The sequence below is a fragment of the Phenylobacterium sp. genome (assembly GCF_046291545.1).
Lineage (GTDB): Bacteria > Pseudomonadota > Alphaproteobacteria > Caulobacterales > Caulobacteraceae > Phenylobacterium.
Map to the genome: position 1 here is coordinate 882,251 of NZ_JBKBSM010000001.1, position 14,663 is coordinate 896,913.

Here is a 14,663-nt window from a genome sequence, read left to right on the forward strand (position 1 = left end):
TTCGCAAATCGCCAACCGCGCCGTGACTAGCCGCGCAGCTTGCGCAGCAGCACTTCGAGGTCGTGAGCCAGGCTCGTGTCCTCGGCTTTCAGGGCCTCGATGCGGCGCACGGCGTGCAGCACCGTGGTGTGGTCCCGTCCGCCGAAGCGGCGGCCGATGTCGGGCAGGGAGCGGGTGGTGATCTGCTTGGCCAGCCACATGGCCGCCTGACGGGGCCGGGCCACCGCGCGGGCGCGGCGTTCGGAGATCAGGTCCGCCTGCTTCAGGCCGTAGTGCTCCGCCACGGCCTTCTGGATCTGGTCCACCGTCACCCGGCGCTCATTGCACGACAGGTGAGGGCGCAGGATTGTCTGGGCCTCGTCCAGGGTCAGCCGGGCGATGTCGCCCCCCACCCGGGCCACCAGGGTGTTCAGCGCCCCTTCCAGCTCCCGTACGCTGTCGGTGAAGCGGTCGGCGAGGAACTGCAGCACCTCGGCGCGGGCCGACGGGACGAACCGTCCCTGCTGGGCCAGAGTCGCCAGTTTGCGCTCCAGGATGCCGAGGCGAAGGGTGCGGTCGGCCGGCTCGATGCCGCAGACCAGGCCCGCCTGCAGGTGGGAGCGCAGGCGCGGCTCCATCTCCGACAGCTCCGTCGGCGAGCGGTCGGCGGTCATGACCACGCGCCGGCCGTCCTCGACCAGGGCGATCAGGGTGTGGAACAGCTCCTCCTGGGTCGAGGTCTTGCCGGCCACGAAGTGCACGTCGTCGATCAGCAGCAGGTCGGCGTTGCGCAGCTCCTCCTTGAAGGCCGCCGTCTGGCGATCCTGCACCGCCTTGACGAAGGTGGAGGTGAAGCGCTCGGCGGTCAGATAGACCACCTTCTTCTCCGGGCTCGTGCGCATGGCTTCCCAGGCCAGAGCGTTCAGCAGGTGCGTCTTGCCGAAGCCGTAGGGGCCGTGGAAGACCACCGGATTGAAGTGTCCGTCCGCCCAGGTGGCGACGCGGCGCGCCACGGCGAAGGCGAATTCGTTGGCCGGGCCCGCCACGAAGGTCTCGAAGGAGAAGCGCTCCTGCAGGCCCTGCTGGCGGCCCTGGCGGGCGCTCTGCGGCGCCGGGCTGGCGACCTCCACCTCGGCGACCAGATCGGCGTCCGCGGCCGCCTGAGCGGCCTTGCCGAGGGGCGTGGACGGCGCGGGCTGGGCGTCGAACTCCATCTTGGACTTCAGGTCCAGGCGGCGGCCCATCGGGTCGTTCTGGGCCCACAGCTCGCCGATGCGGCGCCAGGCGTGACGGCGGATCCAGTCCCGCGCAACGCCCGTGGCCGCGACGAGGCAGATGTCGCCGTCGGATCGCTCCCGCAAGGACGCCTGGCCCAGCCAGGAGCCAAAGGTCGCTTCGCCAAGCTCGCGTTTCAGAGCCTGACAGGTCTTCGTCCAGACTGCGCCCGCCGGCGTTTCGGCAGCCATTTGCGCCGCACCCCCATTCGCCATCTTCGCCAATCCCGCCATCTCAGCCATCGGTCGGCCCCCCCGGCCGGCCGCCATTCGTTAGAGAACACCTTCCCATCCCGGCGAGCACACACACTCCCGCCGGTCTTTCATTTCATCCGCAATCAGATGGAGAAAACGTCCTAAGCCCGTGAAGACTAGTCGGGGGGGGTGGAGGGTCAACGGGGATTCTTCGGAGCCGAAGTCGATATTTTCGTTGACTCGGTGAGAGGGCTTCGCGCTGCAAGGGAAAGCGCAAATGACCCTCCGTCATCTGAGAACTTTGGTCGCAGGCGCCGTCTCCGAAAGGTGCCGGACAACAAAAACGCCCGCAGGCCAGCCGGCCTGCGGGTGCTTCCAAAAGCTCAATAAATTCAAGGCTTGATTAGGCCTCGGGCCTGTTCAGGCGGCCGCAAGCTTCTTCAGTTGAGCCGCGAGACGCGACACCTTGCGCGAGCCGGTGTTCTTGTGAACCACGCCCTTGGAGACGGCGCGCATCAGCTCGGACTGGGCCTCGACGAACGCAGTCTTGGCGGCCTCCGCGTCGCCCTTGGCGACGGCCTCTTCGAAGCGGCGGAGGAAGGTGCGAACGCGCGAGCGGCGCGCCTTGTTGACTTCCGTGCGGCGGGCGATCTTGCGGATCGCCTTCTTGGCGCCGGGCGTGTTGGCCATGTGTCAGCTCTCAAAACGTCTCGCGCCCGGACGACGGCCGGGCGGTGAAATCGGAGGCGCGGATATACGGGAACAGGCTCGTCGGGTCAATGCGTCAGGACTGGCTTATCGTCCTCGACGAAGGCGCGCCAGGACGGGTGGCTCATGACCAGGTCCGCCAGCTGCTGATAGCCGTCCGCGCCCGGGTGCGCGCCGTCCCCCGCCGCCGCCTCGGCCTCCCAGACTCCGGACTGCCGCAGCGGCGTGAAGACGTCGAGGTAGGGCACCCGGAGCTGGCCCGCCAGGATGCGCAGGGCGTCGCCCACCGAGGCGATCCTGGCCCGCTGCAGCGGGTCCGGAACCGGCGGCGGCCCCACCATCAGCACCGGCGCGAGGGCGGCCGCCTCCGCCAGGATGATCTGGGTGTTCTTCAACGTTTCCGCCGGCTCCACCCGCAGGGCGCCGTCCTGCAGGGCGCAGTCGTTGCAGCCGTAGGAGAACACCAGCCGCAGCGGCTCATGGCTGACGACGCGATCGGAGGCTTCCCGACGCCAGCGGGCGGCGACGTCGCCGCTGGTGTTCCCCCGTACGCCCATGTTGTAGAGCGTGACGTCCGTGCGCCCGAGCACGGTGCGGCCGACCCAGCCCAGGTGGTAGGGATCGCCGGCGCCAAGGACGAAGCTGTCGCCGAAGGCGAGGAGCCGCACCCTACTTGCCCTTGAAGTCGGGTTTGCGCTTCTCGACGAAGGCCGCCATGCCTTCCTTCTGGTCCTCGAAGGCGAACAGCGAGTGGAACAGTCGGCGCTCGACGGCGACGCCGGTGGAGAGCGTGGTCTCATAGGCCGTGTTCACCAGCTCCTTGTTCATCTTCACGGCCAGGGGCGACTGGCCGGCGACTTTGGCGGCCGCGGACAGCGCCTCCTCAAGCAGTTTGTCGGCAGGGACGACCCGCGAGACCAGTCCCGCCCGTTCGGCTTCGGCCGCGTCCATCATCCGGGCGGTCAGGATCATGTCCATGGCCTTGGACTTGCCGACGAGGCGGGTCAGCCGCTGAGTGCCCCCGATGCCGGGCATGACGCCCAGGTTGATCTCCGGCTGGCCGAACTTGGCGGTTTCGGCGGCGATGATGAAGTCGCAGAGCATCGCCAGTTCACAGCCGCCGCCGAGGGCGTAGCCGGCCACCGCCGCGATGATCGGCTTGCGGAACCCTTCGATGCGGCGGGCGGCCGCGCCGAAGAAGTCCTCCTCGAACATCTCGGCGTAGGTCTTGGAGGACATCTCCTTGATGTCGGCGCCCGCGGCGAAGGCCCGGTCGGAGCCGGTCAGCACCAGACAGCGGACGCCGGGGTCGGCCTCGGCGGCGTCAAGTGCGGACGACAGCTCGCCGAGGAGTTCGCTGTTGAGGGCGTTCAGCGCTTCCGGCCGGTTGAGGCGCACCAGGACGACGCCGGCTGCGCCGCCGGGGGCGGTCTCCACGATCAAGGTCTTGTACGGACTCGCTTCGGCCATGGTCCCCTCCGAAATCTCGCTGCCTGGGGCTTAAGGCCCCTTCACCGAATAGCCAAGGGCGCGCAGCCGCTCCGGCAGGCCGCCCTTGCCGACCAGGTGGCCGACGCCGACCACCACGACGGTGCGCCCGGAACCCTTCAGCCGCTGGTCCAGCACCTCGGCCCAGGCGGCGTTGCGGCGGGTGACCAGCCGTTCGTAGAGGCCGGGCGAGGCCTTGCGCAGCGGTTGAAGCGCCTCCTTGTCCAGGGCGTTCACATCGCCCCGCATCCAGGCCGAGACGAGCTTGGCGTAGGCGTCGGGATCGCTCTCGATCTCCTTGAGGCTGTCTTCCAGCGAGGCGATCTGCTCGTCCAGCGGCGCGCCGTCGAACAGGGCGATCTGTTCGGCAGGGGTCTCGAAGGCGCGCCGTGCGGCGCTCGCCGGCGCCTCCGCCGAGATGCTCTTTTCGACGCCGGCGTTCGCCTCCGCGCCCGCGGCGCGATAAGTGGCCCCGGCCAGCGCCACCTCGGCGAACCAGGGCTCCAGCCGCTCCAGCAGGGCGATCGAAAGGCCGTAGGTCTCGGCCACTCGGGCGAGCCGGCGCGCGCCGTCCGCCGACAGCAGGCTCGACAGGGTCTTGTCAGGCGGCAGATAGCCCCGGGCGACAGCAGCCTGCGCCACCTCCAGGTCGGCGGCCGGGTCGATCGGCAGCTCGAACCACAGGTCGTCGGCCTCGCCGAGCGCCTGGGTCAGGGCCGGGGGACGCCAGTCGAGCCCCGGCGGCAGCACGTGCACGGAGCCGAACAGCACGATTTCGGAATCGGCGTCAGAGACGATCCAGACCGGCGGCTGGGCATGGGCCGCGCCGGCCGCGAACGCCAGGGCCAAGGCCGCGAAGAAGGCGCTTCCGTGGCGCAAGACGGGTCTCATCGCTGGCACGCCGGGCAATAGAAGGTGGAGCGCCCGCCCTGGACCTTGCGCGCGATCACGCCGCTGCAGCCGGAATTGCCGCATGGCTGACCCTCGCGATCATAGACGGCGAACCGATGCTGGAAATACCCGAGGGCGCCGTCTGCGGCGGCGTAGTCGCGAAGGGTCGAGCCGCCGGCGGCGATCGCGTCCTCCAGCACCTGACGGATGGCCTGGGTCAGGGCGCTCAGCCTGCCGCGCCCGATGCGCCCTGCGGGTTTGAACGGGCTGATGCGCGCGCGGTGCAGCGCCTCGCACACATAGATGTTGCCGAGGCCGGCGACGACGCGCTGGTCGAGCAGCAGCGTCTTGGCCCCCTGGGCGCGGCCGGCGAAGGCGGCTTCCAGACGCGCCGCATCGAAGGCGTCGCTGAGCGGCTCGGGCCCCAGACCGGCGAACCAGGCGTGGCTCTCCAGGGCCGCCGTCTCCACCAGTCCCATGTAGCCGAAGCGGCGCGGATCGTAATAGGTCACCCGCCCGCCGGCGTCGGTTTCGAAGACCACGTGCGCGTGCCGCGGGTCCGGATCGGCCGCATAGTGGAACTCGCCTGGGCGCACCGCACCCTCGGGGCGGGCGATCTCAAAGCGGCCGCTCATCCCAAGGTGCATCACCAGGGTCTCGCCGCGGTCGAGCGGCGCCAGCAGGTACTTGGCCCTGCGCTTCAGGTCCAGGATGCGGGCGCCCGCCAGCCGCTGGACGAAGCCCTCGGGCAGCGGAAAGCGCAGGTCCGGGCGGCGCGCCTCGACCCGCGCCAGCCTCTGGCCGGAAAGCACCGGGGACAGGCCCCGGCGGACGGTCTCCACCTCGGGAAGTTCGGGCATGGCCCGGCTTGGCACGCGCCGGGCGCGAAGATCAATGGGCGACTTGCCTTCCGGCGCTGGCGCGGCCTGGACGGGAAGGATAAGACCGCCCTCATGACCGGCACCGCCACTTTCGGCTTCCGCGACGTCGACCCGCGCGAGAAGCCCCGCCTAGTCCGCGGCGTGTTCGACAGCGTCGCGCGGCGCTACGACCTGATGAACGACCTGATGAGCGGGGGCGTCCATCGGCTGTGGAAGGACGCGGCCGCCGCGCGGCTCAATCCGCAGCCGGGCGAGACCATCATCGACTGCGCCGGCGGGACCGGCGACATGGCCCGGCGTTTCGCCCGCATGGCCCGGCGCGTCCAGGCGCGGCGCGGGGGCGAGGACGCCAGGATCTTCGTGGTCGACTACAACGCCGAGATGATCGCCGCCGGACGCGAGCGCGACGTCATGCCCGAAATCGCCTGGGCGGTCGGAGACGCCCAGCGCCTGCCGCTGCCGGACCGTTGCGCCGACGCCTATGTGATCTCCTTCGGCATCCGCAACGTCACCGATATTCCCGCCGCCCTGTGCGAGGCGCGGCGGGTGCTGAAGCCCGGAGGCCGCTTCCTGTGCCTGGAGTTCTCCAGGCCGGCCACGGAACTGCTGCAGAAGGCCTATGACGCCTATTCCTTCAGGGTGATCCCCGCCATCGGCGAGGTGGTGGCCAAGGACCGGGCGTCCTATCAGTACCTGGTGGAAAGCATCCGCCGCTTCCCCGATCAGCGGGCCTTCGCCGGCCTGATGGGCCAGGCGGGATTCAAGAACGTCGGCTTCACCAACTTCACCGGGGGCGTGGCGGCCCTGCACCAGGGCTGGGCGATCTAGCCCATGGGGTCGCTTGGCGCGTTCGGCCGCCTCGTCGGGTCGGCCCTGATCCTGGTGCGCGAGGACGCGCTGCTGCCGCGCGAGCTGACGGACGCCTATCCCCCGGCCGTGCGGGCCGTGGCGGATGCGCTGCGGGCGTTCGCCGGGCCCGGCGCCACCCGCGGCCGCCCGGGAGAACGCCTGGCTCGCTCACTCGAGCGGCTCGGTCCGGTGGCGATCAAGCTGGGCCAGCTGCTTTCCACCCGGGCCGACATCTTCGGCGCGACCTTCGTCGAGGACCTCGCCCGGCTGAAGGACCGGCTCGAGCCGTTCCCGACCGAAATGGCCCGGCGGGAGATCGAGGCGGGCCTGGGGCGACCGCTTTCCAGCCTCTTCGTCAGCTTCGGCGACCCGGTCGCCGCCGCCTCGCTGGCCCAGGCGCACGAGGCGCAGCTCCTCGACGGACGGCGGGTGGCGGTGAAGGTGCTGCGGCCGGGGATCGTTCGGCGGGTGGCCCAGGATTCGGAAACCCTGGCCCTGGCCGCGCGCCTGGTCGAACGCTGGTCCGCGCCTGCGCGGCGGCTGGAGCCCCGAGCCTTCGCCGCCACGGTGATCCGCGCCACCGAGCTGGAGCTGGACCTTCGCCTGGAGGCCGCCGGCGCCGACGAACTCGGCGAGGTGATGGCGCGCGACGGGTACATGCGGACGCCCAAGGTGGTGTGGGACGGGGTGTCCAAGCGGGTGCTGACCGTGGAATGGGCGCCTGGCGTCGCGCTCACCGACCCGGCGGCCCTGGAGCAGCCGGGCCTCGACCGCCGGGCGGTCGCGGATAACCTGGTGCGCGCCTTCCTGGCCCAGGCCCTGGACCACGGCGTGTTCCATGCCGACCTGCACGAGGGCAACCTGTTCGTGGCCGCGCCGGCGCAGATCACGGCGGTGGACTTCGGCATCATCGGGCGGCTCGGCCCGGCCGAACGGCGCTACCTGGCCGAGATCCTCTACGGCTTCCTGGAGCGGGACTACGAGCGGGTGGCGCGAGTTCACTTCGAGGCCGGCTACGTGCCGCCGGCCCAGAGCATCGCCGCCTTCGCCCAGGCCCTGCGGGCGGTGGGAGAGCCGATCTTCGGCCGCGCGGCGCGCGATGTGTCGATGAGCCGGCTGCTCACCCAGCTGTTCGAGATCACCGCCCTGTTCGACATGCACCTGCGTCCCGAACTGGTGCTTCTGCAGAAGACGATGATGACGGTCGAGGGGGTGGCGCGCCGCATCGACCCCGACCACGACCTGTGGGCCGCGGCCGACCCGGTGGTGCGCAGATGGATGACCCGGGAGCTGTCGCCGCCCGCCCGCGCGCGCCGCATGGCCGAGGATCTCCAGGACTTCCTGCGGCGCCTCGCAGTGCGGCTGGAGACGCCGCCGGCCGCTCCGGCCCTTGTCGAGGTGCGCGAGACCCTGGCGCCGCTCCTCTGGTTCGCCCTCGGCGCGGCGGCGGCCGGTGTGGCCTTCCTGATCGGCGCCCTGGGAGGCTGACGGCGTCAGGCCCAGGCTGCGGCGGCCGGCGCCGTCAGCCTTCGGCCTCGCCGTTCCGGGCGGCGCGCTCGGCGCGGCTTTTCTCGCGGTCCACCTGCTCCTGCCAGTAGGCCATGCCGTCGTCCGGCTTGAACATGGTGCGCGGCGCTCCGTCCCGTGTGGCCACAGCGAAGACGTTGGCCGTGGCGTCGTAGATCAGAAGGTCGCCATTGGCCCGCTTGAGGGTCAAGGCGTCCTTCGGCGGGTGGCCGACGAAGGCGTGGGCCTTGCGCACGAAGTCGTCGAGGTCCCGCGCGCCGAAGGCTTCGCCGTTGCGGGCGAAGGCGCGCTCGGCGTTTTCCTGGGCCGAGTAGCGGCGGCTTGCCGACCACATGGGTCGCCCGTCCACCTGCGGCACAGCCTCCTGCCGGTGGTCGACAGCCGCTCCGGCTTCGTTCCCGCGCGAAGCATCCGCCGCCCTCGGCGCGTCCGTCGCCGGCGTTTCCTGATCCAGCCCGGCCACCGCCGACGGCCGCTCGCACCCGGAAAGGAGCAGGGCCGCCGCCCCGGCGCACAACGCAAATTTGAACCTGCCCATCCTGTTCCCTCCTGTCGTGCAGGCCAAGCTTGGAACAAAGAAAGAACAAAACCGCAGGTTTGTCCAGAGCGCTCTTACGCCGTATAGCGGGCGCAGCATTGAAAGGACCGCACGCCTTGCCGGAAAAGCGGATTCTCCTGATCGTCGGCGGCGGAGTCGCGGCCTACAAGTCGCTGGAGCTAGTGCGCCTGCTGCGCAAGGCCGGAGTGGCCGTGCGGCCGATCCTGACCCGGGCCGCCGCCGAGTTCGTGACGCCGCTGTCGCTCTCCGCACTGGCCGAGGACAAGGTCTATTCCGAGCTCTTCTCCCTGACCGACGAAGCGGAGATGGGCCACATCGAGCTGTCCCGCTCGGCCGATCTCATCGTGGTCGCGCCGGCGACCGCGGACCTGATGGCCAAGGCGGCCAACGGCCTGGCCGGCGACCTTGCCTCCACCACCCTGCTGGCCACGGACAAGCCGGTGCTGATGGCGCCGGCGATGAACGTGCGCATGTGGCTGCATCCGGCCACCCAGCGGAACCTCGCCACACTGAAGGTAGACGGCGTGCGCTTCGTCGGGCCCGACGAAGGCGCCATGGCCTGCGGCGAGTTCGGGCCGGGCCGGATGGCCGAGCCTGCGGCGATCTTCGAGGCGGTCATGGGCCTGCTGGCCGGAAACGCGGCCCGTCCCCTGGCGGGGCGGCGTGCGATCGTCACCGCCGGGCCCACGGCCGAGCCGATCGACCCGGTGCGCGTGCTGACCAACCGGTCCAGCGGCAAGCAGGGGTTCGCGATCGCCGCCGCCCTGGCCGAGCTTGGCGCGGAGGTGACCCTGGTCGCCGGGCCGGTGGCCGTGGCGACGCCGCCGGGGGTGAGGCGGGTGGACGTGGAGACGGCGCGGGAGATGCTGGCGGCCTGCGAGGCCGCCCTGCCGGCGGACATTGCGGTGTGCGTCGCGGCGGTGTCGGACTGGCGGCCGCGCGAAGCGGCGGCCAGCAAGGTCAAGAAGACCGGAGACGCTCCGCCGGCGATCGATCTCGTCGAGAATCCGGACATCCTGGCGACCTTGTCCCGGGCCACGGCCCGCCCGGCCCTGGTGGTCGGCTTCGCCGCCGAGACCGACCAGGTGGAGACCTACGCTCAGGCCAAGCTCGACAGGAAGGGCTGCGACTGGATCGTGGCCAACGACGTCAGCGTGGCCGGCACGATGGGGGGCGACGACAACGCCGTGGCGATCGTGACCGCGAACGGCGTCGAACGCTGGACGCGGATGAGCAAGACCGAAGTGGCGCGGCGACTGGCCGCGAAGATGGCGAAGGCGCTGACGTGAAGCCCCAGATCGAAGTGAAGCGCCTGCCCCACGGGGCCGGCCTGCCCCTGCCTGCGTACGAAACGGCGCTGGCCGCCGGCATGGACCTGCGTGCGGCGGTGGACGAGGCTGCGCCGCTGACCTTGCGGCCCATGGAGCGGGCGATGGTGCCCACCGGCCTGGCCTTCGCCCTGCCGCCGGGGTTCGAAGCCCAGGTGCGGCCGCGATCGGGCCTGGCCGCCAAGGTCGGGGTCACATGCCTGAACACCCCCGGAACCGTCGACGCCGACTATCGCGGCGAAGTGAAGGTGATCCTCATCAACCTGGGGGAAGAGGCCTTCACGATCCGCCGTGGCGACAGGATCGCCCAGCTCGTCATCGCCCCGGTGGTGCAGGCCGCCTGGACCGAAGTCGACGAGCTCGATGCGACCGCCCGCGGCGCCGGCGGCTTCGGCTCCACCGGCGCAGCCTAGGCCTGGGCCTTGAGGCCGAGCACGTCCTGCATGTCGTAGGCGCCGGGGGGACGGGCGGCCACCCAGGCGGCGGCGGCGACCGCGCCGCGGGCGAAGAGACCGCGGTCCAGAGCCGAGTGGGCGATGGTGAGCACTTCGTCCTCGGCGGCGAAGACGACGCTGTGTTCGCCGATGATCCCGCCGCCGCGCAGCACCGAAAAGCCGATGTCGCCTGTTCGCCGCGGCCCGGTCACGCCGTCGCGCGCCCGCTGCGAAACCGCGTTCAGGTCGACGCCTCGGCCCTGGGCGGCGGCTTCGCCGAGCATCAGGGCGGTTCCGGAGGGCGCATCGATCTTGCGCCGGTGGTGGGCCTCGAAGATCTCGATGTCGTAGTCGGCCGAATCCAGTGCGCGGGCTGCGCGGGCCACCAGGCCCATCAGCATGTTGACCCCGAGCGAGAAGTTGCCGGCGCGCACGATGGCGACCTTGGCGCTGGCGGCCTCGACGGCGGCCAGCTGGTCGGGCGTGAAGCCGGTCGAGCCCATGACGATCGCCGGCCCGCCCAGCTCGGCGCAGCGCGCGGCCAGGGCGGCGGAGGATTCTGTGGTGGTGAAGTCGATCACGACGTCGGCCACGGCCAGGGCCGCGTCCTGGTCGACGAGGCCGTCACCGACCGCGCCGGGCCGGTCGAAGCGGCCGGCGACGACGAGGTCGCTGCGGGCGGCGACCGCCGCGGCGACGGCCTTGCCCATGCGGCCGAGCGCGCCGGCGATGGCGATCTTCAGGGGTTCCGACAGGGCTGGCTCTCCGGCGCGGGGGGCTTCGACAGGCCCGTTAATCTGGGCGCCCCGCGCGCCGGGTCAACGCCAAAGGCTCACGCCGCCTGGAAGAGGCCCATCTCCTCCTGCATCGCCCGCGCGACGGCGGGCCGCTTGTGGAGGCGATCGACGTAGGCCGCGACCGCCGGGTAGGGCCCGAGGTCGACGGCGGTGAAGCGGGCCCAGTTCAGCACCGCCGCCAGATAGGCGTCGGCCACGCTGAAGCGGTCCAGAAGGTGCTCCCGCCCCGTCAGGTGCGCGTCCAGGTAGGCCAGCCTCGCGGGCGCGGCGGCCCGGGCGAAGGCCTTGGCCCCTTCGTCGGCCGTCGGGCTGAGCAGCGGCGTGAACACCGTCTTGTGCAGCTCCGAGCCGATGAAGCTGAGCCACTGCGAAAGCCGATAACGCTCAAGGCCCGACGCCGGGGCGAGGCCGGCGCCTGGGAACTGGTCGGCCAGATAGGGAAGGATCGCGGCGTTCTCGGTCAGCACCTCGCCGTCGTCGGTGCGCAGCGCCGGGACCTGCCCCTTGGGGTTGATGGCGAGGTAGTCGGCGCCGTCCGCCGTGCGCTTGGCGCGGGTGTCGACGCGGTGCAGGCTGACGCGGTCAGCGGCGTCCGCCTCGTAGACGGTGATCCGGCTGGCGAGCGAACAGGCGAGGGGGGAATAGTAGAGGTCCATGGCGATCTCCCGTCGTTGATTTACATACCGTCTCGCAAAGAATATGCGGGCGTCAAGGATTCTTTGCGAAATGGTACAGAAATCAGAGCGGACGCGCGGGCGCCCCCGGAGTTTCGATCCGGACAAGGTGCTTCAACTGGCCCGGGACGCGTTCTGGACGGCGGGCTATGCAGCCACCTCGCTCGACGACATCGCCCGTGCGACGGGGCTCAACCGCCCGAGCCTCTATGCGGCGTTCGGCGACAAGCGCTCGCTCTACCTGGCGGCCCTGCGCAAGACGCGCGCGGACATGGCCGCCAGCATGGCCGGGGCCCTGGGCGGCGAGGGCTCCCTGCGCGAGGCCCTGCTGCGGCTCTACGCGGGCGCCGCCTCGGCCTACCTGGCCGGGCAGGACGGCCAGCGCGGCTGTTTCCTGATAGGCACCGGCGTCACCGAATCCCTCCCCGACCCGGAGATCCGTCAGGAGATGGCCGCGGCCATCGCGTCGATGGACGAGGCGTTCGAGACGCGCCTGCGGCGGGCTCAGGCGGAGGGCGAACTCGCCGGGAACGCGGACGTCGCCGCCCTCGCCCGGGTGGCCACGGCCTGCATGAACACCCAGGCGATACGCGCCCGCGCCGGAGCGGGCGAGGCCGAGCTTCTGGCGGTCGGGCGGGCGGCGGTGGACATGCTCTGCCCGAACGCGACAGCCAAGCTTTCCTAGCGGATGGTTGTAGCGGGCGGGCCGCCTATGTAGGTTGCGCGCCTTTCAGATAACCACGAGTGTCCAAAGGACCCGCCGCCGTCATGAGCGACGCCGAAAAACGCACCTTCACCGACGAGGAAGCCCTGAGCTTCCACAAGCATCCGACGCCGGGGAAGGTCGCCATCGCGCCCACCAAGCCGATGGCCACCCAGCGCGACCTGAGCCTGGCCTATTCGCCGGGCGTGGCGGTGCCGGTCCTGAAGATCGCCGAGGATCCGGACAAGGCCTACGACTACACCTCCAAGGGCAACCTGGTGGCCGTGATCTCCAACGGCACTGCGATCCTGGGCCTTGGCAATCTCGGCGCCCTGGCGTCCAAGCCGGTGATGGAGGGCAAGAGCGTCCTCTTCAAGCGGTTCGCCGACGTGGACTCCATCGACGTGGAGATCAGCGCCACCGACCCCGACGAGATCATCACCGTCGTCAAGAACATCGGCGTCACCTACGGCGGCATCAATCTGGAGGACATCAAGGCTCCGGAGTGCTTCCGCATCGAGACCGAGCTGCAGGAGCTGCTCGACATTCCGGTCTTCCATGACGACCAGCACGGCACGGCGATCATCTCGGCGGCCGGCCTGATCAACGCCTGCGAGATCACCGGGCGCAGGCTGGAAGAGGTGAAGGTGGTGCTCTGCGGCGCCGGCGCGGCGGGGATCGCCAGCCTGGAGCTGGTCAAGGCGATGGGCGTGCGCTCGGAGAACTGCATCGCGGTCGACAACACCGGCGTCATCTACCGCGGCCGCGAAAAGGGCATGAACCAGTGGAAGTCGGCCCACGCGGTCGACACCGAAGCCCGCACCCTGGCCGACGCGATCGTCGGGGCCGACGTCTTCCTGGGCCTGTCGGCCAAGGGCGTGCTGACCCAGGACATGGTCAAGACCATGGCCAAGAACCCGATCATCTTCGCCATGGCCAACCCCGATCCGGAGATCACCCCGGAAGAGGTCCACGCCGTGCGCCCCGACGCCATCGTCGCCACCGGGCGCAGCGACTATCCGAACCAGGTCAACAACGTCCTGGGCTTCCCCTACATCTTCCGCGGCGCGCTGGACGTGCGGGCCCGCCGCGTGAACATGGAAATGAAGATCGCCTGCGCCAATGCGCTGGCCCAGCTGGCCCGTGAGGACGTGCCCGACGAGGTGGCCCTGGCCTACCAGGGCCAGCACCTGCGCTTCGGCCCGAACTACATCATCCCCACGCCCTTCGACCCGCGCCTGATCTCCTATATTCCGCCGTTCGTCGCCCAGGCGGCGATGGACACCGGGGTGGCGCGCCGGCCGATCGAGGACATGGACGCCTACCGCGCCGCCCTGGCGCAGCGCCTCGATCCGACGGCCGCCTTCCTGCAGAAGCTGCAGGGCGCGGTGCTGAACGCCCCGCGCAAACGGATCGTCTTCGCCGAGGGCGAGGAGCCGAGCGTGATCCGCGCGGCCTACGCCTTCCAGCAGGCGGGCCTCGGCCACGCCCTGCTGGTGGGGCGGGAAGAGCTGGTGCGCGAGAACATGTCCAGCGTCGGCCTGAACTACGAGGAGGCCGGACTGGAGGTCGTCAACGCCCGGGTGTCGCACCGCAATCCGGAGTACGTGGACTTCCTCTATGCGCGGCTTCAGCGGCAGGGCTACCTGCGGCGCGACGTCCAGCGCCTGGTCAACCAGGATCGCAACTCCTTCGCCGCCTCGATGGTGGCGCTCGGCCATGCCGACGGCATGGTGACCGGCGTCACCCGCAGCTATGACCAGGTGCTGGAAGAGGTCCTGCGGGTGATCGATCCGGCCCCGACCGGCCGGGTGATGGGCATGAGCGTGGTCCTCTCCAAGGGCCACACCCTGTTCATCGCCGACACCAACGTCACGGAGATGCCCGAGGCGGAGGAGCTGGTGGAGATCGCCCGCGAAGCCGCCCGCGCGGTGCGGGCCCTCGGCTTCACGCCGCGCGTCGCGTTCATGAGCTACTCCACCTTCGGCAACCCGATGGGCATTCGCTCGGAGAAGGTGCGCGAGGCGGTGGCCATGCTCGACGACATGGACGACATCGACTTCGAGTACGAGGGCGAGATGCCGCCGGAAGTGGCGCTGCTGCCGGAGCGGCGGGCCGACTATCCCTTCATGCGCCTCACCGGCCCGGCCAACGTGCTGATCATGCCGGCCATCCACTCGGCCTCGATCTCCACCCAGCTGGTCCAGGCCATGGGCGGCGCGACGGTGGTCGGACCGGTGCTGCTCGGCCTGGAGCGCTCGGTGCAGATCTGCCCCCTCTCGGCCTCGGTCTCCAAGATCCTGCACATGGCCACCCTGGCGGCCCTGGAAAGCCTGCACGTGGAGCCGGTCGTCTGATGCGCCGACTGCGCCGAGC

The 14,663-nt window shown here is 70.5% G+C and carries 15 protein-coding genes; 6 read left to right on the forward strand and 9 right to left on the reverse strand.

Features of this window, described 5'->3' with window-relative positions:
- Positions 1 to 26: 26 nt before the first annotated feature.
- The 6 genes from dnaA to mutM all read right to left on the reverse strand — a co-directional run bounded on the left by dnaA (position 27) and on the right by mutM (position 5,395).
- Positions 27 to 1,496 (reverse strand): chromosomal replication initiator protein DnaA, encoded by a 1,470-nt coding sequence (dnaA, locus tag ACK4YQ_RS04455; protein ID WP_409608681.1) that lies wholly within the window; start codon positions 1,494 to 1,496, stop codon positions 27 to 29.
- Positions 1,497 to 1,868: 372 nt separating this feature from the next.
- Entirely contained in the window at positions 1,869 to 2,138 is a 270-nt protein-coding gene (gene rpsT / locus ACK4YQ_RS04460) for a 30S ribosomal protein S20 (protein WP_409608683.1), read from the reverse strand.
- An 86-nt stretch (positions 2,139 to 2,224) separates the two neighbouring features.
- Positions 2,225 to 2,824 carry a GDSL-type esterase/lipase family protein gene (locus tag ACK4YQ_RS04465; RefSeq protein WP_409608685.1) on the reverse strand — a complete coding sequence of 200 codons (600 nt, stop codon included), beginning with the start codon at positions 2,822 to 2,824 and terminating at the stop codon, positions 2,225 to 2,227.
- Between the two features lies 1 nt (position 2,825).
- Entirely contained in the window at positions 2,826 to 3,626 is an 801-nt protein-coding gene (locus ACK4YQ_RS04470; protein WP_409608687.1) for an enoyl-CoA hydratase, read from the reverse strand.
- Positions 3,627 to 3,656: 30 nt separating this feature from the next.
- Positions 3,657 to 4,523 carry a TraB/GumN family protein gene (locus ACK4YQ_RS04475; RefSeq protein WP_409608689.1) on the reverse strand — a complete coding sequence of 289 codons (867 nt, stop codon included), beginning with the start codon at positions 4,521 to 4,523 and terminating at the stop codon, positions 3,657 to 3,659.
- An 8-nt stretch (positions 4,524 to 4,531) separates the two neighbouring features.
- Positions 4,532 to 5,395, reverse strand: coding sequence for a bifunctional DNA-formamidopyrimidine glycosylase/DNA-(apurinic or apyrimidinic site) lyase (gene mutM / locus ACK4YQ_RS04480; RefSeq protein ID WP_409608691.1), 864 nt, complete (start codon positions 5,393 to 5,395; stop codon positions 4,532 to 4,534).
- Positions 5,396 to 5,488: 93 nt separating this feature from the next.
- Here mutM and ACK4YQ_RS04485 point away from each other — a divergent pair, with 93 nt between their 5' ends.
- Together ACK4YQ_RS04485 and ubiB are read left to right on the forward strand one after the other, a co-directional pair.
- Positions 5,489 to 6,244, forward strand: a complete 756-nt coding sequence (locus tag ACK4YQ_RS04485; RefSeq protein WP_409608693.1) for a class I SAM-dependent methyltransferase — start codon at positions 5,489 to 5,491, stop codon at positions 6,242 to 6,244.
- A gap of 3 nt (positions 6,245 to 6,247) precedes the next feature.
- Positions 6,248 to 7,753, forward strand: coding sequence for a 2-polyprenylphenol 6-hydroxylase (ubiB, locus tag ACK4YQ_RS04490; RefSeq protein WP_409608695.1), 1,506 nt, complete (start codon positions 6,248 to 6,250; stop codon positions 7,751 to 7,753).
- Between the two features lie 34 nt (positions 7,754 to 7,787).
- On the opposite strand, the gene ACK4YQ_RS04495 is transcribed toward ubiB, so the two are convergent.
- Positions 7,788 to 8,330: a hypothetical protein gene (locus ACK4YQ_RS04495; protein WP_409608697.1), complete on the reverse strand. Its 543-nt coding sequence runs from the start codon at positions 8,328 to 8,330 to the stop codon at positions 7,788 to 7,790.
- 116 nt (positions 8,331 to 8,446) lie between these two features.
- Between ACK4YQ_RS04495 and coaBC the strand changes: the two genes are divergently transcribed.
- Together coaBC and dut are read left to right on the forward strand one after the other, a co-directional pair.
- Entirely contained in the window at positions 8,447 to 9,640 is a 1,194-nt protein-coding gene (coaBC, locus tag ACK4YQ_RS04500) for a bifunctional phosphopantothenoylcysteine decarboxylase/phosphopantothenate--cysteine ligase CoaBC (RefSeq protein ID WP_409608699.1), read from the forward strand.
- Positions 9,637 to 10,092 carry a dUTP diphosphatase gene (dut, locus tag ACK4YQ_RS04505; protein WP_409608701.1) on the forward strand — a complete coding sequence of 152 codons (456 nt, stop codon included), beginning with the start codon at positions 9,637 to 9,639 and terminating at the stop codon, positions 10,090 to 10,092. Before coaBC ends, dut begins: the two co-directional genes overlap by 4 nt.
- Here the strand turns inward: dut and dapB are convergent.
- Positions 10,089 to 10,868: a 4-hydroxy-tetrahydrodipicolinate reductase gene (dapB, locus tag ACK4YQ_RS04510; RefSeq protein ID WP_409609522.1), complete on the reverse strand. Its 780-nt coding sequence runs from the start codon at positions 10,866 to 10,868 to the stop codon at positions 10,089 to 10,091. The two genes, dut and dapB, sit on opposite strands and share 4 nt — an antisense overlap.
- 77 nt (positions 10,869 to 10,945) lie before the next feature.
- Positions 10,946 to 11,566, reverse strand: coding sequence for a glutathione binding-like protein (locus ACK4YQ_RS04515; RefSeq protein WP_409608703.1), 621 nt, complete (start codon positions 11,564 to 11,566; stop codon positions 10,946 to 10,948).
- Between the two features lie 70 nt (positions 11,567 to 11,636).
- On the opposite strand from ACK4YQ_RS04515, the gene ACK4YQ_RS04520 reads away from it, so the two are divergent.
- Together ACK4YQ_RS04520 and ACK4YQ_RS04525 are read left to right on the forward strand one after the other, a co-directional pair.
- Entirely contained in the window at positions 11,637 to 12,269 is a 633-nt protein-coding gene (locus ACK4YQ_RS04520; protein ID WP_409608705.1) for a TetR/AcrR family transcriptional regulator, read from the forward strand.
- Between the two features lie 83 nt (positions 12,270 to 12,352).
- Positions 12,353 to 14,644, forward strand: a complete 2,292-nt coding sequence (locus ACK4YQ_RS04525; RefSeq protein ID WP_409608707.1) for an NADP-dependent malic enzyme — start codon at positions 12,353 to 12,355, stop codon at positions 14,642 to 14,644.
- Positions 14,645 to 14,663 lie beyond the last annotated feature (19 nt).

Excerpts from the sequence above, each read along its gene's own strand:
- dnaA (WP_409608681.1), bottom strand. The coding sequence starts at position 1,496 with ATGGCTGAGATGGCGGGATTGGCGAAGATGGCGAATGGGGGTGCGGCG.
- rpsT (WP_409608683.1), bottom strand. The coding sequence starts at position 2,138 with ATGGCCAACACGCCCGGCGCCAAGAAGGCGATCCGCAAGATCGCCCGC.
- ACK4YQ_RS04470 (WP_409608687.1), bottom strand. The coding sequence starts at position 3,626 with ATGGCCGAAGCGAGTCCGTACAAGACCTTGATCGTGGAGACCGCCCCC.
- mutM (WP_409608691.1), bottom strand. The coding sequence starts at position 5,395 with ATGCCCGAACTTCCCGAGGTGGAGACCGTCCGCCGGGGCCTGTCCCCG.
- ACK4YQ_RS04485 (WP_409608693.1), top strand. The coding sequence starts at position 5,489 with ATGACCGGCACCGCCACTTTCGGCTTCCGCGACGTCGACCCGCGCGAG.
- ubiB (WP_409608695.1), top strand. The coding sequence starts at position 6,248 with ATGGGGTCGCTTGGCGCGTTCGGCCGCCTCGTCGGGTCGGCCCTGATC.
- ACK4YQ_RS04495 (WP_409608697.1), bottom strand. The coding sequence starts at position 8,330 with ATGGGCAGGTTCAAATTTGCGTTGTGCGCCGGGGCGGCGGCCCTGCTC.
- ACK4YQ_RS04515 (WP_409608703.1), bottom strand. The coding sequence starts at position 11,566 with ATGGACCTCTACTATTCCCCCCTCGCCTGTTCGCTCGCCAGCCGGATC.
- ACK4YQ_RS04520 (WP_409608705.1), top strand. The coding sequence starts at position 11,637 with ATGGTACAGAAATCAGAGCGGACGCGCGGGCGCCCCCGGAGTTTCGAT.
- ACK4YQ_RS04525 (WP_409608707.1), top strand. The coding sequence starts at position 12,353 with ATGAGCGACGCCGAAAAACGCACCTTCACCGACGAGGAAGCCCTGAGC.